Consider the following 20,758-nt stretch of genomic DNA (forward strand, 5'->3'; position numbering starts at 1 on the left):
GCGCGACGATATCCTCCCCGGGTGGAGCGGAGTCGAGAAGAGGATGGTGCCGGCATGATCGGGATGGTGCTCGCGGCCGGTGCGGGGCGCCGACTGCGCCCGTACACCGACACCCTGCCCAAGGCCCTGGTGCCGGTCGACGGGGAGACCACCATCCTCGACATCGCGCTGCGCAACCTCGCCGAGGTGGGGCTGACCGAGGTCGTGATCGTGGTCGGCTACGCGGCGGACGCGGTCCGGCAGCGGCAGGCCGCGCTGGAGCAGAAGTACGGCGTCACGATCACCCTCGTGCACAACGACAAGGCCGAGGAGTGGAACAACGCATACTCGCTCTGGCTGGCCCGGGAGCACTTCGCCCGGGGCGTGCTGCTGGTCAACGGCGACACCGTGCACCCGGTGAGCGTGGAGAAGACCCTGCTGGCCGAGCGGGGTCCGGGCATCCTGCTGGCCATCGACAACATCAAGGTCCTGGCCGAGGAGGAGATGAAGACCACCTTCGACGCCGCCGGCCAGCTCACCCGGATCACCAAGCTGATGGACCCGGGCGAGGCGTACGGGGAGTACATCGGCGCGACGCTGATCGAGCCGCAGGTGGCCGGCGCGCTCGCCGACGCCCTGGAGGCGACCTGGCGGCGCGACCCGAACCTCTACTACGAGGACGGCTACCAGGAGTTCGCCGATCGGGGCGGCGAGGTGCGGGCGGCGCCGATCGGCGACGTCTCCTGGGTCGAGGTCGACAACCACGCCGACCTGGCCCGGGCGCGGGAGATCGCGTGCCGCTACTAGCCCGGACGGTCCTCACCCCGCTGCACATCGACGTGCGGCGCGGTGCGGTGGCCGACCTCGCCGCGATCCTGGCCGACGGGCGGATCTCCGCCGGAGGCGACGTGGCGGTGGTGGTCGGGCCCGGGCAGGGCGAGCAGATCGCCGAGCTGATCCGCCCCTCGCTGCGGTCGGCGGACGTGTTCACCGTGGCTGGCGGCACCCTGGACGCCGCCGACGACCTGGGCGCCAAGCTGCGCAGCCGGTCCTACGACGCGGTGGTGGGCATCGGCGGCGGCAAGACCATCGACGTGGCCAAGTACGCGGCCACCCGCCGCGGGCTGCCCATGGTCACCGTGGCGACCGCGCTGGCCAACGACGGCATCGCGTCGCCGGTGGCCAGCCTCGTCACCGGCGGGATCAAGGGCTCCTACGGGGTGCACATCCCGATCGCCGTGATCGTCGACCTGGACTTCGTGGAGGCGGGGCCGGAGCGCCACAACCGGGCCGGCATCGGCGACGTGGTGAGCAACATCAGCGCGCTGGCCGACTGGGAGCTGGCCCGCGAGGTGCGGAGCGAGCCGTTCGACGGACTGGCCGCCTCGCTCTCCCGAGCGGGCGCGGAGGCGGTGCTCAACCACCCGGGCGACATGAGCGACGAGGTCTTCGTCACGGTGCTGGCCGAGGCGTTGATCTCCAGTGGCCTGGCCATGGCGATCGAGGGCACGAGCCGCCCGGCCAGCGGCGGCTGCCACGAGATCATGCACGCGATCGACTCGCTCTACCCGGGCACCGCCTCGCACGGCGAGCTGGCCGGGCTCGGCGCGCTGTTCTGCACCTTCCTCCGCGGCGACGAGCGCCGGTTCACCGAGATGTCGGCCTGCCTGGCCCGGCACGGCCTGCCCCGGCTCCCCGCCGACGTGGGCCTGACCGACGAGCAGTTCGTGGAGGCGGTGCAGTTCGCTCCGGCCACCCGGCCGGACCGCTACACCATCCTCGAACACCTGGCGATGTCGCCTACCGAGACGCGGAAGCGGCTGGCAGACTACGCCGGTGCACTCCGCGACCACCTCGGCTGAGCCGTCCCGCCCCTCCGTCGCCGACTTCCACCGGGTCAACCGGGGCGGCGGCCTGTTCAGCGAGTCGATCAGCCAGTGGATCGGCGCGGTCTTCGCGCTGGTCGCCCAGCGCCTGGGGCTGCGCCCGACCGCGCTGACCCTCACCAACCTGGTGCTCGGCCTGGCCGCCTCGGCGACCGTGGTCGCGCTCGCCCCAAAGGTCGCCGCCGGCTCCGTGCCGGCCTGGTCGGTCGGTCTGCTCGCCCTGGTCGCCTGGCAGATCGCGTACGCGCTCGACTGCGCGGACGGTCAGCTCGCCCGGGTGACCAAGCAGAACAACCCGGCCGGTGCCCGGGTCGACGTGCTCTGCGACGTGGCCGCCCAGATCGCCCTGGTCACCGCCCTCGGGGCGACCGCCGTGGCGCAGCGCCCGTCGACGCCGACCTGGCTGATCGCGGTCTTCGCGGGCACCTGGATGGTCAACCTGGTCACCTCGGTGATGCAGGCCGGCCCGAACGCGGCCAGCATGGTCACCTCGACCTCGCTCCCGGTCCGCCTGGCGAAGCTGGTCCGCGACTACGGCGCGGTGATCTTCCTGGCCGGCCTGGTCCTGACCGTCGCACCCGCCCTGACCGTCTGGGTGATCGTCGCCTTCACGATCGTCAACGGCGGCTTCCTCCTGGCCAGCATCGCCTTCTCCGCGCGCGCCTCGCTCCGCTGACCCCGCCCGCGCCACCTCCCGCCCACCTCGCGCCCACCTCGCGCCCACCTCGCGCCCACCTCGTCGATCATGAAGTTAGCGGCAGCGGAAAGCGCGTTCCCAGACGCTAACTTCATGATCGACGCTGAGGGCGGCGCGCCCGGGTCAGCGGGCCGTGCTTGCGACGTCCGTGTAGATGTCGATCAGGCGCTTTGTGACCACGTCGGGGTGGAAGGTGCGTTCGTAGCGGGTGCGGGCGGCGGGGGCGAGTGTTGTCGCGCCGGCCCGGGCCACCGGGAGGGCGGCGGCCAGCGCCGCCGGGTCGGGCGCGACCACCCAGCCGGCCTCGCCGCGCTGCACCCCCTGCGGCAGGGAGACGTGCCCGTCGCCGGGCGCCGCGGTGGCCACCTCGGCCGGGCCGGTGCCGGCGGGCTCCCGGGGATCGTCCGCGCCGACCAGGTAGGGGATGCCGCCCAGCGCGGTGCCGAGCACCGGCCGGCCGCTGGCCAGCGCCTCGATGATCACCGTGGGCAGCACGTCGTGCCAGGTGGAGGTGGCCAGCACGACGGCGCTCTCGGCCAGCGTGGCGCGTACCCCGGCCCGGTCGAGCTGGCCCAGGTAGACCACGTCGGGCCGCTCGGCGGCGGCCGCCTCGGCCAGCGGGCGCAGCTCGCCGTCACCGGCGATCCGCAGCGGGCCCAGCGAACCCACCGGGTGCCGCCGCCACGCCGTCAGCAGCAGGTCGAGCCCCTTCTCCGGGCTGAGCCGGCCCATGAAGAGAAACCCGTCCCCGGGCGGCGCCGGGGTGCCCGGGTCGGGCACCGCGTTGGGCTTGACCACGATCCGCTCGTCCGGGATGCCGTAGTCGCGGAGGTGGTCGGCGACCGCCGTGGTGAGCGCGATGTACCGGTCCACCGACTTCCAGGTGGGGCGGTGCACGGCGAGCGTGGTGGCCATCAGCGCGCTCTGCGCCCGGGAGCCCCGGTAGCAGCGGTGCACGATCGCCGGCACGCCCAGCGCCCGGCCCCGGCAGTCCTGGCAGATCACGCCGTCCCGGAAGTAGAGCCCGGAGGAGCAGACCTGCCGGTAGTTGTGCACCGTCTGCACCACCGGCACGCCCCGCTTGTGCGCGGTCCGCACCACCCAGGGCGAGAGCAGCGGGTACGGGTTGTGCAGGTGCAGCACGTCCGGGCGGTGCTCGGCGAGCAGGCGGTCCAGGTCGTGCTGGGCCTTCGGGGCCCAGATCGGCGAGATCGGCAGCAGCGCCTTGGCCGGCTTCGACATCGAGGGGATCTCGTCGGAGCTGCGCAGGAACGGCAGCACCTCCACCCCGGCCGCGGTCAGCTGGGCGATCTCCGCGTCGACGATCGTGTTTTCGCCGGAGGGCTGGGCTTCCCGATACCGGTTGTGCGCCACCACGATTCTCACGGGAAAGAAGGCTACCGTTGTGGCGTGCCTGAACTACCGGAGGTGGAAGCGCTCGCCGGCTACCTGCGCGAGCGGGCGGTGGGCCGGCGCGTCGACCGGGTCGAGGTCGCCGCGATCAGCGCGCTGAAGACGTACGACCCGCCGCCGAGCGCGGTCGCCGGCCGGACGGTCACCGGCGCGGGCCGGCACGGCAAGTTCCTTGATGTCCAATTCGACGAGGGCCTGCACCTGGTGGTCCACCTGGCCCGGGCGGGCTGGCTGCACTACCGGGAGGCGTTCCCGTCGGCCGCGCCGCTGCGCCCCGGCAAGGGCCCGATCGCCCTGCGGCTACGCCTCGACGACGGCTCCGGCTTCGACCTGACCGAGGCGGGCACGCAGAAGAAGCTGGCCGCCTACCTGGTGACCGACCCGGCCCTGGTGCCCGGGGTGGGCAAGCTGGGCCCGGACGCCCTGGCGGCCGACCTGGCCACCTTCGGCGCCCAACTGCGCACCCGCCGGGGACAGGTCAAGGGCGTGCTGACCGACCAGTCGGTGCTGGCGGGCATCGGCAACGCGTACTCCGACGAGATCCTGCACGCGGCGAAGCTCTCCCCCTTCGCGATCACCGACCGGCTCACCGACGACCAGCTCGCCACCCTGCACGCGGCGACCCGGGCGGTGCTCGGCGACGCGGTCCGGCGCTCGATGGGGCAGCGGGCCGCGGAGCTGAAGGGCGAGAAGCGCTCCGGGCTCAAGGTGCACGCCCGGAAAGGGCTACCCTGCCCGGTCTGCGGCGATCTGGTGCGGGAGGTCTCGTTCGCCGATTCGAGCCTCCAGTACTGCCCCACCTGTCAGACCGGCGGCAAGCCGCTGGCTGACCGACGGTTGTCCCGCCTCGTACGGTGAGTAATTGCACTCCACGATTACGGAGAGGAATCGGCCAGGGATCGCCGAAGGTCCCAGTGCGCACCTCTACCGGGGCCGCCATCCATCGGTATAGTGGCTCGGTCCCCGGCTTCACAACCGACTCGGAGCCGGCCAGATCCCCACGAGCACCATCTCGGACGGCTTCTCCCTCGGGGGGCGGTCCGGGCCGGGCCCGCGTGGGAGACTGGGACGGTGGGCGACCCGGGTCCTCACGGCGAGTGAGGGCGCGTGTCATGCGGGAGGACACTGGTTGAGGTGACGACAAGCCTCCAGCGCCCGGTAACCAACACAGGCCGGAGCAAGAGCGTGCGGCACGTCGACAGCTTCGAGATCCAGCCGCCGACTCCGCCGTCGCACAACGGCGTACCCCGGTCGGCGTGGGCACGCGCCCGACGCAGGGTGTCCCGCTGGCACCGTCCCTACATCGCGGTGCTGCTGTTGCTGGACTTCGGGGCCGCCGCCCTGGCCAGCCTCATCGCGATCAACGTCTTCGAGCAGGCCTCCGCCGGCTTCTACGGCGCCGAGGAGAACCCGACCTGGTTCCACACGGTCGCGTTCGGGCTGCTGCCGCTGGGCTGGCTGCTCATCCTCTGGGGCAACCGGGCCTACGACCGGCGCTACCTGGGCCTCGGCCCCGACGAGTTCAAGCGGGTGATCCGGGCCGGGGTGGCGGTGGCCGCCACCGTCTCGTTCCTGGCCTTCGCCACGAAGACCATGCTCTCCCGGTGGACGGTCGGCTTCGCCCTGCTCGGCGCGATGCTGCTGATCCTGCTGGTCCGGATGGTGGCCCGGATGGCGCTGCACGCCGTCCGCCGCCGGGTCGGCCAGGCCGGGCACCGGATGGTGCTGGTCGGCACCCTGCCGGAGTGCCTGGAGGTCTACACCGCGGTCACCCGCAACCCGGGGGCCGGCCTGGTCCCGGTGGCCATCCACCTCACCGACGGGTACGCCGCCGCTCGCGGCATCGAGACCCCGGTGCCGGTCTACGCCGGCCGGGACGTGCTCGCCCTGGTCCGCGAGGTCGGCGGGGACACCATCGCGGTCTGCGGCTCGGCCAGCGCCGAGCCGGGCGAGCTCCGCCGGATGGCCTGGCAGCTGGAGGGCTCCGGCGTCGACCTGGTGGTCGCGCCCCAGCTCACCGACATCGCCGGCCCGCGGGTGCACATCCGCCCGATCGAGGGCCTGCCGCTGCTGCACGTCGAGGAGCCGACCCTGTCCGGGCCGGCGCTGCTGGCCAAGAACCTGATGGACCGGGTCGCCGCCGGGCTGGGCCTGGTGCTGCTGGCCCCGCTCTTCGCCGCGGTCGCGATCGCCATCCGGATCTCCGACCCCGGGCCGGTCTTCTTCCGGCAGCCCCGGGTCGGGCACGAGGGGCGCACCTTCCGGGTCTGGAAGTTCCGCACCATGTACGTCGACGCCGAGGAGCGACTGGCCGGCCTGGTCGACCAGAACGAGACCGACGGCATGCTGTTCAAGATGAAGCAGGACCCCCGGGTCTTCCCGGTGGGCCGCTTCCTGCGCGCCTCCTCGCTCGACGAGCTGCCCCAGCTGATCAACGTGCTCTGGGGCGAGATGTCGCTGGTCGGCCCGCGCCCGCTCCCCGCCGACGACGGTGACTTCCTGGGTGACGTCCGGCGCCGGCTGCTGGTCCGGCCGGGCATGACCGGGCTCTGGCAGGTCTCCGGCCGCTCCGACCTCTCCTGGGACGAGGCGGTCCGGCTCGACCTCTACTACGTCGACAACTGGTCGCTGGCCTACGACCTGAGCATCCTCTGGCGGACCGTCGGGGTGGTGCTCGCCCGCAAGGGCGCGTACTAGCGTTCCGGGCCGCCACCCGTCAGGATCGCGGGCGTGGGTGGCAATCTCTCCGCCGTGTTCGGCGTGGTCTCGCTGGTCAGCGCGCTCGCCGCGGCGCTCTGGGCGGTGCTGCGGCTGCGCGGCCGGCGGGGCATCGCGACGGCCACCCAGCGGGCCACGTACGAGGTCCTGCACACCGCCGGCCTCGCCGCCGAGCCGCTGCGGGCGGGGTTGAGCACCACGGGAGCGGCGAAGGCCGTACGCCATCTGCGGGCCCTGGTGGGCGCGGCCGGGCTGGCCCTGACGGACCGGGACGCCCTGCTCGCCCTGGACGGGCACGGCACGCACCACGGCGACCAGCTGCTCGCGGCGGCCCGGAAGGCGGTCGGCGCCGGGCGCTCGACCGTGCTGCGCGAGTCGGAGCTGCACTGCGACCTGGTGGACTGCCCGGTCCGCGGCGCGGTGGTGGCCCCGCTGAGCGCGGACGGCCGGGTGGTCGGGGCGCTGGTGGCGGTGGCCGACGAGCGGCCGGCCCCGGGCCTGGTGCAGGCGACCCTGGAGACCGCGCACTGGGCGGGCGACCAGCTCGCCCTGGCCGAGCTGGACTCCTCCCGGGAGCGCCTGGCCCGGGCCGAGGTACGCGCGCTGCGCGCGCAGATCAGCCCGCACTTCATCTACAACGCGCTGACCGCGATCGGCTCGTTCGTCCGGACCGACCCGGAGCGGGCCCGCGAGCTGATCCTGGAGTTCGCCGAGTTCACCCGCTACTCGTTCCGGGCGCACGGTGAGTTCACCACGCTCGCCGAGGAGCTGCGCTCGATCGACCGCTACCTGACCATCGAGCGGGCCCGCTTCGGCGAGCGGCTCCAGGTGCGCCTCCAGATCGCCCCGGAGGTGCTGCCGGTGACGCTGCCGTTCCTCTGCCTCCAGCCGCTGGTGGAGAACGCGGTCCGCCACGGGTTGTCCCGAAAGCCGGGCACCGGCATGGTGAGCATCGAGGCCCGGGACGCGGGCGCCGAGTGCCACATCACGGTGGAGGACGACGGGGTGGGGATGGATCCGACGACGCTGACCGCCGGCATGGCCGAGCTCTCCGTCGCCGGCAGCGACCCGGCGGACGACCCGGGCCAGCACGTCGGCCTCTCGAACGTCGACGAGCGGCTCCGGTCCGCCTTCGGGGACGGGTTCGGCCTGGTCGTGGAGACCGGCCTGGGTTCGGGTACGAAGGTCAGCATGCGGGTGCCGAAGTTCCATCCCGGGGTCCGGGCGACCTCATGAGCGCCACGGGATTCCTCCGCGTGCTGGCGGTCGACGACGAGCCGCCGGCCCTGGACGAGCTGGCCTACCACCTGCGGGCCGATCCCCGGGTGGCCCGGCTGCACACGGCCGGCGACGCGACCGAGGCGCTGCGCGTGCTCCGCGACGGCGACGTGGACGTGGTCTTCCTGGACATCCGGATGCCCGGTCTGGACGGCATGGAGCTGGCCCGGGTGCTGCGCCGGTTCGCCCGGCCGCCGGCGATCGTCTTCGTCACCGCGTACGACGACGGCGCGGTGGACGCCTTCGACCTGGGCGCGACGGACTACGTGCGCAAGCCGGTGCGCGCCGAGCGGCTGGCCGAGTCGCTGCGCCGGGTGATCGGCTCCCGGGTGGTCCCCTCGCACCCCGCCGCGCTGGCCCGGGCCGAGGAGGACCCGACCATCCCGATCGAGCTGGCCGGGACCACCCGGATGCTGCCCCGTTCGGCGGTTCGCTGGGTGGAGGCGCAGGGCGACTACGCCCGGCTGCACACCGCGGACGGCTCGCACCTGGTCCGGGTCTCGCTGGCCACCCTGGCCGAGCGCTGGGCGGACGCGGGGTTCGTCCGGATCCACCGGTCCTACCTGGTGCAGCTCAAGCTGATCGCCGAGCTGCGGCTGGTCAACTCCGGCTACGTGGTGGTGATCGACGGGACCGAGCTGCCGGTGAGCCGCCGGCACAACCGGGAGCTGAAGGACAAGCTGGTCCGCGCGGCCAAGCAGGACTGGAACCGCTGATCCGGAAATTCTTCCGCCGGTCGGGAATAGGCGCCCCTTGTCGTACGCTGTACGGGACGCCGTACGACAGAGTGGAGGCCGCATGCCCGACAGCCGCTACGACGCCGCGACCGAATTCGACCGGCAACTCGACCGCCTCGTCCAGCTCGGCTACCCGGCGCTGGCCGGGCTGACCGAGGACGCCTTCCGCGACCTGCTCGCCCCGCTGCGCCCGGCGGCCGTCGCCGGGGCGGCCGACCTGGCCGCGCCCACGGACGGGCGGGTGCCCTTCCTGCTGGTCGCCACCCGCGAGCTGGTGCCCGTCCAGGAGCGGATCGCGCTGACCACGCTCGCCGGCAAGCGGAAGCCCGGCATCCTCGACCGGAACTTCCCGGCCGCCGACCTCCCGGCGTTCGACCCGATCAAGGAGCTGGAGGTGCCGGCCGGGCCGGCGTACCTGCTGTTCGACGTCGACCGGGGCGATGAGTACCGGAACCTGCCGCCGTCGACCGCCCTGGCGGAGATGACCGCCCGGGGCCGCCTGCCGATCACCATCGACGAGGGCCTCGCCTTCGTCACCCTGCACCCGCCGGCGCTGGCCAGCAACCGGTGCTTCTCGCTGGTCGGCTCCCGCTGCGGCGACAAGCGGGTGCCGGCGCTCTGGATCAGCCAGGGCGCGCCGAAGCTGGGCTGGTGCTGGTTCGGCAACCCGCACACCTGGCTCGGCTCCGCCACCGCCGATCCGGTTCGGGTCGGACTCGGCTGAGCCATGGGGGCGGGACCGCCTGGTCCCGCCCCCGGCACCGCTCAGGGTGAGGCGAGGAGAAACTGTCTCCAGATGCGCCCGTCCTGTGTCAGGACCAGGTAGTCCGCCTCCGCCTCTGGACCGCCGCCGCCCCCGAAGAGCCATGCGTAGCCCGGCACGACGCAGACCGAGGCGACGGGCATCCCGTCCCCTCGCGCCACCGAGAAACTCCGACCGTCATCCCGGCTCACGAGCACTTCCGCTGTGCTGTCGTCGCCCCGGCTGGTCTGGGTGATGGCCAGCAGGGACCCGTCCGATCCCACCGTCAGGTCCCAGTGCGCCACCTCCGGCAGGCCGGTCAGGGTGGTGGACCAGCTTCTCCCACCGTCCTCGGTCCGCTCCAGCGTCACCGCCCCGTCCGCGCCGGAGACGAGCTGGTAGCCCTTCCGCCGGTCAACTGCCACCAGCGCCAGAACGCCCTTCCCCGTCGGTGGCGTCCAGGTCGTCCAGGTCACGCCCCGATCGGTGCTGCGGGCCCCGACCGTGGCCTCGTTGATCCCGTACGTGGTCCAGATGCTGCCGTCCGATGCGGGGTAGAGGCTGAAGAACGGAAGCAGTGACGGCGGCGGTCCGCTGAGCCGGTAGACGCCTCCCGTCGACGGGTCCACCGCGAGCGGTTGGTCCACAGCCCGGCACAGGAACTGACAGAAGACGGGCCGGGCGGTCGGCGGGAAGGACCGCACCGCGGTGATCGCCTCGTGCGCGTCCTGCCAGGTGCGGCCATAGTCGGTGGAGAGGCGACGCAACCCGCCGTCGTAGACCAGATAGGTGCGGTCCCCCAATACGGAATACTCCAGATTTGCCCCACTCGCGGCCGGTCCGGGCTCGCATCTGGTGGCCTGGTACCGGGCGTCGTCCCAGTCGGACCAGGTCCGGCCCCCGTCGGTGGTGCGGGCGAAGCGCAACACGCAGCCGTCGACGCGCACATCGACCCCCGACTCCGGGCCGGTCAGCGTGAAGTCGCCGGGCTTCCCGGGCAGAGTCGGACCCGGTGACGGCATGGGCTTCGCCGTCGGCCCGTGTCGCTCGAGTTGGGCCATCATCGGCACCATGAGCACGCCCGTCAGCACGGCCAGAGCGGTTGCCGCCACTGCCGCCGACCGGCGCCGCCGCGACCGAGCCACCGCACGCAACTCGTGCAGCGGCGGCTGCCGGACCGCACCGGCGATCGTGTCGACCTCGAAGCCGGAGAACTCACGAACGGACATCGATCCTCCCGGTGCTGGTGCTGCCGCTGACGTCGGAATCCGTGAGCAGCGCTGCGAGGGCCTGCCGCCCGCGGGAGAGCCGGGACTTCACCGTGCCGGCGGACACGCCGAGGGTCGCCGCGATCTCGTCCACCGGAAGATCGACCAGGTAGTGCAGCGCCAGCGCGGTCCGTTGCCCCTCGGGCAGTTCCCGCATGGCGGCCAGCAGGGCCAGATGGTCCGGCGAGCGGTCGGCGACGGCGGGCGGCGGACCGATCCGGAGCAGCAGCCGGTCGAGGACGCGTCGCCGCCGGTGCCGGCTGCGGGCGACGTTCACCGCGACCCGCCGCAGCCACGCCTCCGGGTTGTCCAGCCGCGCGAAGCGTCCGGGCGCGGCCAGGGCTCGGGTGAATGCCTCCTGGACCGCCTCCTGGGCCTCGCTCAGGTCGCCGGTCACGGCATAGAGCTGGACCACCAACCGCCGGAAACAGCCGGCATAGAGCTCGGAGATCAGATCACCGTCGGACACCGTCACCTCCCTTCACACCTCTCCCACTCGTCGCGTGGGCGGAAGGTTCCCGGAGAGACGATCACAAGTCGTCGCCGACGCGCAGCACCCTGACATCCCGCTCCGTCGTCCACAACGAGGCGGCCGTCGTCCACCGGGTTGTCCACAGGAGTGAAGCGTTATCCACAAGTTGTGCACAGGCCGTCCCCGGCACCCTTGACATTCCCGGTGAGCAGGCAAGACTGCCGGGATGACCGGAGCGGAGGAGCAGGACGTTCCGGGGCGGCCCGACCGGGCGGCTCCGGTCCCCGCCCCGCGCGCCCCGCAGCCGCCCCGGCGGACCCGCGTCGTGCTGGCCGAGGTCTCCCGCCCGCGCAGCCGCGCCGAGCGCACCCGCTCCGAGCTGACCCAGCAGACCCGGGTCGGCGAGACGCTGGTGCAGGGCCTCATGCGGGCCCAGCTCTCGCTGGCCCTGCGGCTCAGCCTGCTGGTGCTGATCGGGCTGGGCGGCCTGCCCTGGCTCTTCGCCATCGCGCCCTCGGTCGGCCGCGTCACCCTGCTCGGCGTCAACCTGCCCTGGCTGCTGCTCGGGGTGGCCGCCTTCCCGTTCCTGATCGGTGTCGGCTGGGCCTACGTGCGGCTGGCGGAACGGAACGAGCAGGACTTCACCGACCTGGTCCAGCGGCCGGAGCGCTGATGGGCAACGGCTACGTGGTTCCCGCGATCGTGGCGGTCACCCTGGTCACCGTCGGCATCGGCTTCTACGGGCTGCGGCTGGCCCGGACCACCTCCGACTTCCTGGTCGCCTCCCGCGCGGTCAGCCCGACCTGGAACGCCGCCGCGATCGGCGGGGAATACCTGTCGGCGGCCAGCTTCCTCGGGGTGGCCGGGCTGATCCTCAAGTACGGCGTCGACGTGCTCTGGTACCCGGTCGGCTTCGCCGCCGGCTACCTGGCGCTGCTGCTCTTCGTGGCCGCCCCGCTGCGCCGCTCCGGCGCCTTCACCCTGCCCGACTTCTGCGAGGTGCGGCTCGGCTCGCGGCGGCTGCGGAAGCTGGCCACCGTCTTCGTCATCTTCATCGGCTGGCTCTACCTGGTGCCGCAGCTCCAGGGCGCCGGGCTGACCCTGGCCACGGTGGCCGGCTCGCCCTACCCGGTGGGGGCGCTGCTGGTCGCCGTGGTGGTGACCGCCAACGTGGCGCTGGGCGGGATGCGCGCCATCACCTTCGTGCAGGCGTTCCAATACTGGCTGAAACTCACGGCGCTCGCCGTACCCGCGATCTTCCTGGCGTTGCAGTGGCAGGCCGACGCCCGCCCGGCGGTGACCCCGCCCGACGGGCCCGCGTTCCGGACCGCGACCACCGTGGTGGTCGAGCACCGCGCGACGCTCACCCTGCCCGGCGGCGACACCCGGGAGGTACGCCCCGGCGACCGGCTCGAGTTCGCCGCCGGCGACCCGGTGCCCGAGGTCTCCGGGGCGGCCACCGCCGCCACCGACTGGCTGCTGCCGGACACCGCGGGCGACGACGACCGGGGGCTGTTCGCGACATACTCGCTGATCCTGGCCACCTTCCTCGGCACCATGGGCCTGCCGCATGTGCTGGTGCGCTTCTACACCAACCCCGACGGCGCCGCCGCCCGGCGCACCACGCTGGTGGTGCTGGCCCTGGTCGGCGTCTTCTACCTGCTGCCCACGATCTACGGCGTGCTGGGCCGGATCTACACGCCACAGTTGCTGGTCACCGGGCAGACCGACGCGGTGGTGGTGCTGCTGCCCGGTGCGGCGCTGGGCGACGGCACCATTGGCCGGCTGCTCGCCGCGCTGGTCGCCGCCGGGGCGTTCGCGGCCTTCCTCTCCACCTCGTCCGGCCTGCTCACCAGCGTGGCCGGGGTGATCTCCACCGACGTGCTCGGCCGCGGCTCGGTACGCGGCTTCCGGCTGGCCACGGTGATCGCCGGCGGGGTGCCGGCGGTGCTCGCCCTCAACGTCTCCGGGCTGGACGTCTCCCAGGTGGTCGGGCTGGCCTTCGCGGTGGCCGCGTCGAGCTTCTGCCCCCTGCTGGTGCTCGGCATCTGGTGGCGCGGCCTGACCGACCTGGGCGCCGCCGCCGGGGTGCTGGTCGGCGGCGGCGCCGCGATCGGCGCGGTGCTGCTCACCGTGCTCGGCCCGCCGCTGTCCGGCTGGCCGGCCACGCTCACGACCCAACCGGCCGCATGGACGGTGCCGCTGGCGTTCACCGTGATGGTGGCGGTGTCCATGGCGACCCGGCGGCGGCTGCCCCGCGACGTCGGCGTCACGATGCTCCGCCTGCACACCCCGGAGACGCTGCGCCTCTAGCGCCTGGCCGTACGGCTCAGGTAGGACGAGAAGATCATCCTCCGGCCGGATCGATCGCTGGCCGCGGCGGGCTACGGTCGGGGGCATGACCGATCAGCACCCGGCGCTGTCCCTCCGTGGCCTGGCCAAGCGGTTCGACACCAAGGTGGCGGTCGCCGGCGTCGACCTCGACGTGCCGACCGGCTCGTTCTACGGGCTGCTCGGCCCGAACGGGGCCGGCAAGACCACCACCCTGTCCATGGCCGTCGGCCTGCTGCGGCCCGACGCCGGCCAGGCCCGGGTGCTCGGGTACGACGTCTGGGCCGACCCGGTGCGCGCCAAGGGGCTGCTCGGCGTGATGCCCGACGGCGTGCGCCTCTTCGACCGGCTCAGCGGGGCGGAGCTGCTGGCGTACCACGGTCTGCTGCGCGGCATGGACCCGGCGGTGGTCGACCAGCGCGCGGCCGAACTGCTCGACGTGCTGGCGCTCACCGACGCCGGCCGCACCCTGGTGGTCGACTACTCGGCCGGCATGAAGAAGAAGATCGGCTTGGCCTGCGCGCTGCTGCACGGCCCCCGGCTGCTGGTGCTGGACGAGCCGTTCGAGGCGGTCGACCCGGTCTCCGCGGCGCTGATCCGGGACATCCTGCACCGCTACGTGGTGGGCGGCGGCACGGTGATCTTCTCCAGCCATGTCATGGAGGTGGTCGAGCGGCTCTGCTCGCACGTGGCGATCCTGGCCGACGGCCGGATCAAGCAGGTCGGCACGCTCACCGAGGTGCGCGGCGACCGGTCGCTGGAGGAGGTCTTCGTCGAGGTGGTCGGCGGCCGGACCGCGACGGGCGAGGAGCTGTCGTGGCTGTCCCGGTGACCGACGCCGAGCGGGCGCCCCGGGCCGTCTCACCCCGGCACTTCGTCCGGCTCAAGCTGCGGGTGCTGCGCAACAACTTCCGCGGTCAGGCCTGGCGGATCGCGCTGTTCGTGGGCGGCGTGCTGTTCGGGCTCTGGTTCGCCGCCGGCGGCTTCTTCCTGCTCGCCGCGCCCGGCCTGGCCGGCGAGTCCCGGTACGCGGTGATGACCGCCGCCTTCGGCGGCGGCCTGCTGACCCTCGGCTGGCTGCTGGTGCCCCTGGTCTTCTTCGGCGTGGACGAGACCCTGGACCCGGCCCGCTTCGCGCTGCTCCCGCTGTCCCGCCGCACCCTGGTCACCGGCCTCTTCGCGGCCGCCCTCGTCAGCGTCCCGGCGCTGTCGACCCTGCTCACGGCCGCCGGGCTGGTGGTCACCGCCGGCGCGCTGGGCGGCTGGTCCGCCGCGCTCGTCGGGGCGCTCGGGGTGGTGCTCGGCCTGCTGCTCTGCGTGGCCGCCGCCCGCGCGATGACCAGCGCCTTCGCCACCATGCTCCGCTCCCGCCGGGTTCGCGACCTGGCCGCCGTGCTCCTCGCGGTGCTCGCCGCCCTGCTCGGCCCGCTGCAGTTGCTGGTGCTCGGCGCGGTCCAGCAGGCCGACTGGGACCGGCTGACCGGCGTGGCCCGGGTGGTCGGCTGGACCCCGTTCGGGGCGCCCTGGACCATCGGCGTCGACGTGGCCGAGGGACGCGCCGGGGCGGCCGTGCTGAAGCTGCTGATCACCGTGGCCGCGATCGGCGTACTCCTGCTCTGGTGGTCGCGGTCGCTGGAGTCGGCGATGGTGGGCGCGGCGAGCGCCGGGCCGTCCCGGGACCGGCGCGGCACGGCGGCGGGCGGGGCGGTCGGGCAGCTCTTCCCCCGGGCGGTCGGCTGGGCCCGAAGGGACCGGTTCGGCGCGCTGGTCGCCCGGGAGTGCCGCTACTGGTGGCGGGACGCCCGGCGGCGGGCCAACCTGATCACCGTGGCGGTGGTCGGCATCTTCGTGCCGGTGATGGTCAACCTGGGCGGCTCCCGGCTCGCCACCGAAGGCGGGGCCGCGTTCGGCCAGGCCACCGCCAACTCGTCCCCGGTGCTGGTCACGCTCTCGATGGTCTTCGTCGGGGTGCTCGCCTCGGTGACCCTGGCCAACCAGTTCGGCTTCGACGGCAGCGCGTACGCCGCCAACGTGGTGGCCGGCGTGCCCGGGCGGGTGGAGCTGCGGGCCCGGATGGCCGCGTTCTCGCTCTACGTGGTGCCGATCCTCGGCGCGGTGGCCGTGGTGCTGGCCGTCGTGCTCGGGCGACCCGGCTGGCTCGGCGTGATGGCCGGCGCGCTGTTCGCCGCGTACGGGTGCGGGCTGGCGATCAACGCGTCCGTCTCGGTGCTCGGCGGCTACTCGCTGCCGGAGACCAGCAACCCGTTCGCCATGAACACCGGCGCCGCGATGGCGAAGAGCCTGTACGCCCTGCTGTCCATGGTGGCCTCGGCGGCGGCCGCCGTGCCCCTGGTGGTGGCCGCCGCGCTGCTCGGCGACGTCTGGCTCTGGCTGGCCCTGCCGGTCGGGCTGGCGTACGGGCTGGGCGGCGCGCTGCTCGGCGCGTACTTGGCCGGGGACGCGCTGGACCACCGGCACCCGGAACTGCTGGCCGCGGTCACCCCGAGGCGCTGATGCCGGTCGTCGAGGCGGTGACCACCGTTCCGGTCCCCCCGGAGCTGGCCTTCGCCGTGTCGCAGACCGTGGCGCCGGTCCGCTACCGCTGGGACCCGTTCGTCCGCGAGCAGCACTTCGTCGACGGGGCGACCCGTCCCGGCAGGGGCGTGCGCACCTTCACCCGTTCCCGGCACGGCCTCGTCATGGTCAGCGAGTACGTCTCCTGGGCGCCGCCGACCAACGTGGGCATGAAGATGGTCCGCGGGCCGTGGTTCTTCGAGCGGTTCGGCGGCGGCTGGCGGTTCGCCCCGGGCCCGGAGCCGGGCACCACCGTGGCCACGTGGCGGTACAACTTCCGGTGCCGGCCGGCGTTCCTGCGCCCGGTCACCGAGCGGATCGGGGTGTGGCTGCTCGGCCGGGACATCCGCCGCCGGATCGCCGGCTACGCCGCTGGATGCGCCGACCCGGAAGTGCTGGCCGCCGCCCGCCGCTCCCTCACCGCATAAGTCGATTCGCGGCTCAGGCCGGGCGGCCCTCAGTCGAGCCCGTGCCGGCGGAGGCCCTTGACCAGGGAGCGCCAGGCGTCCGGGGTGAAGGCGAGCGTCGGGCCGGACGGATCCTTGCTGTCCCGGACCAGCACCACCCCGGGCAGGTTGTCCGCCACCTCGACGCAGTTGCCACCGGAGTCGGTCGATCGGGACGACGTACGCCAGTAGGGCTCGGCGGTGGTCATGGCGTCACCTTCAATTTCCGGATCAGCTCCAGTGAGGCTCCCGTGGACAGCGCTTCGCCGAGGAGGCTATCCCACTTCCGCTCGATCAAGCCGATGGTCTCGGGGTCGTCGATCACGTGTCCCCGCGCGGCATTCTCCAGGTAGAGCACCCGCTCGGAGTCCGGCAGCTCGGCCAGCACGAAGCCGCCACCGAGCCCGGCATGCTCTCCGACGGCGAGTGGGACGACATGCAGCCGGACAGCCGGCAGCTCGGCCACCGCCAGCAGGCGCGCGAGCTGAGCATCGAGTACCGCCGGCCCACCGACAGGCCGTCGGACAGCGGTTTCGTCCAGCAGAAACACACAGTGCGGCGGCTGGTCACGATGCAGCAGTTGTTGCCGCTCCAGCCGGACGGCCACCAGCTCGTCAACGGTGCAAGGCGGATGCAGGCCGCCGGTCGAGATCACCGCGCGGGCGTAATCCTCCGTCTGCAACAGGCCCGGAACCAGGCATGCCTCGAAGGCGCGAAGCCTGACCGACTGCTGTTCATAGCCGCGCCAGGGCACGAACCATGACGGGCCGCGTTCCTGGTCAGCGGCCTTCAGTAGTTGGGCAAGGAGGCCGCCGGTGCCGAGGGCCTGGTCGGCGGCGACCGCGAACTCCATGGTCGGCCGGCGGCGCCCGGTCTCGATGGCGGCCACCGTGGACGGGCTCCACCTGATCTCGGCGGCTAGCCCCTCCTGGGAGACGTCCGCACCGGCCCGTGCGGCCTTCAACGCCCGGATCCACACCTCGATGTTCATCCTTACCTCTCCGGTAAGTACGTGATCGCGCTGTGTAGTAAGCCCTGGCATCCTCCCCTGCCCGCGCCGCCGCGTCCAGGGTGGAGAGGCGCGGCCCGGCTGGTGGAGGCGACGACCCGGCGGCCGGTCCTGCGGCAGGTCGCCCCGGCCATCCCCCGGCCGGGGCGACCCCTTCCCGGGGAGGCGCTGATGAGAGACGACCGCCGAGATCTTGGATGGAAACGGCCCTCCGAGGGGTCGAATTCGTCCAAGATCTGGAAGAGGCCGGGCCCGACGAGGGCGCACGTGGCGATGCGGCCGGCGTGGCGGTGTCGGGGGTGCGGGGCGCACTGGCCGTGCCAGCCGGCCCGGCTCGCGCTGCTGGCGGAATATCGGCACGACCGGCCCGCGCTGCTGCTCTTCCTGGGTCGCCTCATGGCGGAGGCCGCCGAGCAGCTTCCCGGCACGCGGGACCTGCACCAGCGCTTCCTGGGCTGGGCGCGGGGGCGGGGCGGCACAATGTTTCACGTGAATCATGAGCCGGGCGCCGAGATCCACCACACCGACCCGTTCGCCGTTCCGGCCGGGCAGCGTTCGCCGGTCCGCCGACTGCGCGGTCGGCTGGCCGCCCCGGTGACGCTCTGGACCGCGCCCGGCCCGGCCGGGCTGACCGTCTCGTCCACGCTGGTGGCCGAGGGGGAGCCGGACCGGCTGCTCGGGCTGGTCGACCCGGAATCGGACCTGTGGGCGGCGGTCGAGGAGGCGGGCCGGTTCGCGGTCGCCCCGCTCGGCCCGGGGCACCGGCAGCTCGCCGACCGGTTCGCCGGCCTCTTCCCGTCCCCCGGCGGCCTCTTCGCGCTCGACTCCTGGACCGACACCCCGTACGGGCCGGTGCCCGCGGACGCCGGCGGGTGGGCCGGGTGCCGGCTCGACACCGCCCGGGAGTACGGCTGGGGCCTGCTGGTCGAGGCCACCATCGAGGCGGTCGACCTGGCCGAGGAGACCACGCCGCTGCTGCACTACCGCGGCCGTTACCGCGGACTCACCGACTGATCACCGACCGCTGGGCGGAGTGACCTGAGTCACTCGGCGCAGCCGGACCGCCGTTCGGCGCAGCCCTCGACCGTCGCCGATCCGAGCCTTCCCCGGCGGGGAGCGCGCTCTCTACCGTGCGCGAAAACTCCCCACGCCTGCGAAGGTGGTGATCCACAGATGTCCACGGACACACCCGCGTCCGCACCCGCCGAGTCGGCGGCGGAACGGTACCTCGCCGTCCAGCGGTCGGACGAGTTCGCCGGGTTGCGGCGCGCGTTGCGCGGCTTCGTCTTCCCGATGACCGTCGCGTTCTTCCTGTGGTACGCGCTCTACGTCATCCTCTCCGCGTACGCGCGGGGCTTCATGGGGACGAAGCTGGTCGGCAACATCAACGTCGCCCTGGTCTTCGGCCTGCTCCAGTTCGTCTCCACGTTCGTCATCGCCTGGCTCTACTCGCGGTTCGCCGACCGGAAGATCGACCCGGTCGCCGACCGGATCCGCGCCGAGATGGGGGAGGTGACCCATGAGCACGGTCCTCGCGGCTGAGGCGGGCAGCACCACCGCCCGGAACCTGACCATCACGCTCTTCCTGGTCTTCGTGGCGATCACGCTGGCCATCACGGTCTGGGCCAGCCGGCAGACCAAGACCGCCACCGACTTCTACGCCGGCGGCCGGTCCTTCTCCGGTTTCCAGAACGGCATGGCCATCGGCGGCGACTACATGTCGGCGGCGTCCTTCCTGGGCATCGCCGGCCTCATCGCCCTGTACGGCTACGACGGCTTCCTCTACTCGATCGGCTTCCTGGTCGCCTGGCTGGTGGCGCTGCTGCTGGTCGCCGAACTCCTGCGCAACTCCGGCCGGTACACGATGGCCGACGTGCTGGCGTTCCGGATGCGCCAGCGCCCGGTCCGGACCGCGGCCGCGGTCTCCACCATCACGGTGTCGATCTTCTACCTGCTGGCCCAGATGGTCGGCGCGGGCGCGCTGGTCGCCCTGCTGCTGGGCATCAAGCCGGGCACGACCTTCCTCGGCATGAACGCGGACACCGCCAAGGTGGCCACGATCATCCTGGTCGGCGCCCTGATGATCATCTACGTCACGGTCGGCGGGATGAAGGGCACCACGTACGTCCAGATCGTCAAGGCGTTCCTGCTGATGAGCGGCGCGCTGGTGATGACCCTGCTGGTGCTGGCGAAGTACAAGTTCAACCTGTCCTCGCTGCTCGGCGACGCGGCCGACGCCTCGGGCAAGGGAGCGGCCTTCCTCGAACCCGGGCTCCGCTACGGCGTGGAGACACCGGGCGACGCGCTGAAGACCTTCTACAGCAAGATGGACCTGCTCTCGCTGGGTATCGCGCTGGTGCTCGGCACCGCCGGCCTGCCGCACATCCTGATCCGCTTCTACACGGTGCCGACCGCGAAGGCGGCCCGGAAGAGCGTGCTCTGGGCGATCGGCATCATCGGCACCTTCTACCTGCTCACCCTCGCCCTCGGCTTCGGCGCGGCGGCGCTGGTCGGCGGCCAGGCGATCACCGCTCAGGACAAGGCCGGCAACACGGCCGCCCCGCAGCTCGCCGAAGCGCTCGGCATCGACTTCCTCGGCGGGAACCTGGGCGGGGCGACGTTGCTGGCGATCATCGCGGCGGTCGCCTTCGCCACGATCCTGGCGGTGGTCGCCGGGCTCACCCTGGCCTCGTCGTCCAGCCTGGCGCACGACTTCTACGCCAACGTGATGAAGAACGGCCAGGCGTCGGAGCGGCAGGAGGTGAACGTCGCCCGGATCTCCGCCCTGGTGATCGGTGCGATCTCCATCGTGCTGTCGATCTTCGCGCAGAGCTTGAACGTGGCGTTCCTGGTGGCGCTGGCCTTCGCGGTCGCCGCCTCGGGCAACCTGCCGGCGATCCTCTACAGCCTGTTCTGGAAGCGGTTCAACACCTCGGGCGCGGTCTGGGCGATCTACGGGGGCCTGCTCGCCGCCGTGGTGCTGGTCTTCTTCTCCCCGGTGGTATCCGGGGCGCCGACGGCCATGTTCCCCGACCACGACTGGCACTGGTTCCCGCTGTCGAACCCGGGCATCATCTCGATCCCGTTCGGCTTCCTCTGCGGCTGGATCGGCACGCTGGTGTCGAAGGAGCACGACGAGGAGAAGTACGCCGAACTGGAGGTGCGCTCGCTCACCGGCGCGGGCGCGCACTGACCGCACCCCCCACCC

21 protein-coding genes are annotated in these 20,758 nt (G+C 72.8%); 16 read left to right on the forward strand and 5 right to left on the reverse strand.

The window, feature by feature from the left end; all coding sequences use genetic code 11:
* Window positions 1-54 precede the first annotated feature (54 nt).
* From ABZV78_RS08695 to ABZV78_RS08705, 3 genes are read left to right on the forward strand one after another with little or no spacing between them, the layout of a single operon-like run.
* Window positions 55-786, forward strand: coding sequence for a phosphocholine cytidylyltransferase family protein (locus tag ABZV78_RS08695; protein ID WP_355636686.1), 732 nt, complete (start codon window positions 55-57; stop codon window positions 784-786).
* On the forward strand, window positions 774-1,841 hold the full coding sequence (locus tag ABZV78_RS08700; protein WP_355636688.1) for an iron-containing alcohol dehydrogenase family protein: 1,068 nt from the start codon (window positions 774-776) through the stop codon (window positions 1,839-1,841). Before ABZV78_RS08695 ends, ABZV78_RS08700 begins: the two co-directional genes overlap by 13 nt.
* Complete coding sequence (locus tag ABZV78_RS08705; protein ID WP_355636689.1) at window positions 1,816-2,541, forward strand: CDP-alcohol phosphatidyltransferase family protein; 726 nt, start codon at window positions 1,816-1,818, stop codon at window positions 2,539-2,541. The genes ABZV78_RS08700 and ABZV78_RS08705 overlap by 26 nt, the downstream gene beginning before the upstream one ends.
* Before the next feature lie 144 nt (window positions 2,542-2,685).
* Here the strand turns inward: ABZV78_RS08705 and ABZV78_RS08710 are convergent, their stop codons facing one another.
* On the reverse strand, window positions 2,686-3,948 hold the full coding sequence (locus ABZV78_RS08710; protein WP_355636691.1) for a glycosyltransferase: 1,263 nt from the start codon (window positions 3,946-3,948) through the stop codon (window positions 2,686-2,688).
* Window positions 3,949-3,972: 24 nt separating this feature from the next.
* On the opposite strand from ABZV78_RS08710, the gene ABZV78_RS08715 reads away from it, so the two are divergent.
* The 5 genes from ABZV78_RS08715 (at window position 3,973) to ABZV78_RS08735 (ending at window position 9,432) form a co-directional block, all read left to right on the forward strand.
* Window positions 3,973-4,833: a DNA-formamidopyrimidine glycosylase family protein gene (locus tag ABZV78_RS08715; protein WP_355636693.1), complete on the forward strand. Its 861-nt coding sequence runs from the start codon at window positions 3,973-3,975 to the stop codon at window positions 4,831-4,833.
* A gap of 327 nt (window positions 4,834-5,160) precedes the next feature.
* Window positions 5,161-6,672, forward strand: a complete 1,512-nt coding sequence (locus ABZV78_RS08720) for a sugar transferase (protein ID WP_355636695.1) — start codon at window positions 5,161-5,163, stop codon at window positions 6,670-6,672.
* A 33-nt stretch (window positions 6,673-6,705) separates the two neighbouring features.
* Entirely contained in the window at window positions 6,706-7,929 is a 1,224-nt protein-coding gene (locus tag ABZV78_RS08725) for a histidine kinase (protein WP_355636697.1), read from the forward strand.
* Complete coding sequence (locus ABZV78_RS08730; RefSeq protein WP_355636699.1) at window positions 7,926-8,687, forward strand: LytTR family DNA-binding domain-containing protein; 762 nt, start codon at window positions 7,926-7,928, stop codon at window positions 8,685-8,687. Before ABZV78_RS08725 ends, ABZV78_RS08730 begins: the two co-directional genes overlap by 4 nt.
* 82 nt (window positions 8,688-8,769) lie before the next feature.
* Window positions 8,770-9,432 (forward strand): DUF5701 family protein, encoded by a 663-nt coding sequence (locus tag ABZV78_RS08735; RefSeq protein ID WP_355636701.1) that lies wholly within the window; start codon window positions 8,770-8,772, stop codon window positions 9,430-9,432.
* A 41-nt stretch (window positions 9,433-9,473) separates the two neighbouring features.
* Here the strand turns inward: ABZV78_RS08735 and ABZV78_RS08740 are convergent, their stop codons facing one another.
* Together ABZV78_RS08740 and ABZV78_RS08745 are read right to left on the reverse strand one after the other, a co-directional pair.
* Window positions 9,474-10,541 carry a sialidase family protein gene (locus ABZV78_RS08740; protein WP_355636703.1) on the reverse strand — a complete coding sequence of 356 codons (1,068 nt, stop codon included), beginning with the start codon at window positions 10,539-10,541 and terminating at the stop codon, window positions 9,474-9,476.
* Window positions 10,542-10,665: 124 nt separating this feature from the next.
* Window positions 10,666-11,187, reverse strand: a complete 522-nt coding sequence (locus tag ABZV78_RS08745; RefSeq protein ID WP_355636705.1) for a sigma-70 family RNA polymerase sigma factor — start codon at window positions 11,185-11,187, stop codon at window positions 10,666-10,668.
* Window positions 11,188-11,416: 229 nt separating this feature from the next.
* Between ABZV78_RS08745 and ABZV78_RS08750 the strand changes: the two genes are divergently transcribed.
* The 5 genes from ABZV78_RS08750 to ABZV78_RS08770 all read left to right on the forward strand — a co-directional run bounded on the left by ABZV78_RS08750 (window position 11,417) and on the right by ABZV78_RS08770 (window position 16,523).
* Window positions 11,417-11,863, forward strand: a complete 447-nt coding sequence (locus ABZV78_RS08750) for a hypothetical protein (RefSeq protein ID WP_355636707.1) — start codon at window positions 11,417-11,419, stop codon at window positions 11,861-11,863.
* Complete coding sequence (locus tag ABZV78_RS08755; protein WP_355636709.1) at window positions 11,863-13,503, forward strand: cation acetate symporter; 1,641 nt, start codon at window positions 11,863-11,865, stop codon at window positions 13,501-13,503. Before ABZV78_RS08750 ends, ABZV78_RS08755 begins: the two co-directional genes overlap by 1 nt.
* 85 nt (window positions 13,504-13,588) lie before the next feature.
* Complete coding sequence (locus tag ABZV78_RS08760) at window positions 13,589-14,353, forward strand: ABC transporter ATP-binding protein (RefSeq protein WP_355636711.1); 765 nt, start codon at window positions 13,589-13,591, stop codon at window positions 14,351-14,353.
* Entirely contained in the window at window positions 14,338-16,035 is a 1,698-nt protein-coding gene (locus tag ABZV78_RS08765) for an ABC transporter permease (protein ID WP_355636713.1), read from the forward strand. The genes ABZV78_RS08760 and ABZV78_RS08765 overlap by 16 nt, the downstream gene beginning before the upstream one ends.
* The gene (locus tag ABZV78_RS08770; RefSeq protein ID WP_355636715.1) at window positions 16,035-16,523 is read left to right on the forward strand and encodes an SRPBCC family protein; all 489 of its coding nucleotides are present in this window, start codon (window positions 16,035-16,037) and stop codon (window positions 16,521-16,523) included. The genes ABZV78_RS08765 and ABZV78_RS08770 overlap by 1 nt, the downstream gene beginning before the upstream one ends.
* 29 nt (window positions 16,524-16,552) lie before the next feature.
* Here the strand turns inward: ABZV78_RS08770 and ABZV78_RS08775 are convergent, their stop codons facing one another.
* The gene (locus ABZV78_RS08775) at window positions 16,553-16,750 is read right to left on the reverse strand and encodes a DUF397 domain-containing protein (RefSeq protein WP_355636717.1); all 198 of its coding nucleotides are present in this window, start codon (window positions 16,748-16,750) and stop codon (window positions 16,553-16,555) included.
* Window positions 16,747-17,532, reverse strand: coding sequence for a helix-turn-helix transcriptional regulator (locus ABZV78_RS08780; RefSeq protein ID WP_355636719.1), 786 nt, complete (start codon window positions 17,530-17,532; stop codon window positions 16,747-16,749). Before ABZV78_RS08780 ends, ABZV78_RS08775 begins: the two co-directional genes overlap by 4 nt.
* A 291-nt stretch (window positions 17,533-17,823) precedes the next feature.
* Here ABZV78_RS08780 and ABZV78_RS08785 point away from each other — a divergent pair, with 291 nt between their 5' ends.
* The 3 genes from ABZV78_RS08785 (at window position 17,824) to ABZV78_RS08795 (ending at window position 20,743) form a co-directional block, all read left to right on the forward strand.
* Window positions 17,824-18,564, forward strand: a complete 741-nt coding sequence (locus ABZV78_RS08785) for a flavin reductase family protein (protein WP_355636805.1) — start codon at window positions 17,824-17,826, stop codon at window positions 18,562-18,564.
* A gap of 159 nt (window positions 18,565-18,723) precedes the next feature.
* Window positions 18,724-19,092 (forward strand): DUF485 domain-containing protein, encoded by a 369-nt coding sequence (locus ABZV78_RS08790; protein ID WP_091265236.1) that lies wholly within the window; start codon window positions 18,724-18,726, stop codon window positions 19,090-19,092.
* Window positions 19,070-20,743, forward strand: coding sequence for a cation acetate symporter (locus tag ABZV78_RS08795; protein WP_355636720.1), 1,674 nt, complete (start codon window positions 19,070-19,072; stop codon window positions 20,741-20,743). The genes ABZV78_RS08790 and ABZV78_RS08795 overlap by 23 nt, the downstream gene beginning before the upstream one ends.
* Window positions 20,744-20,758: the final 15 nt, after the last annotated feature.

Source organism: Micromonospora sp. NPDC004540, from assembly GCF_040610095.1.
GTDB lineage: Bacteria > Actinomycetota > Actinomycetes > Mycobacteriales > Micromonosporaceae > Micromonospora.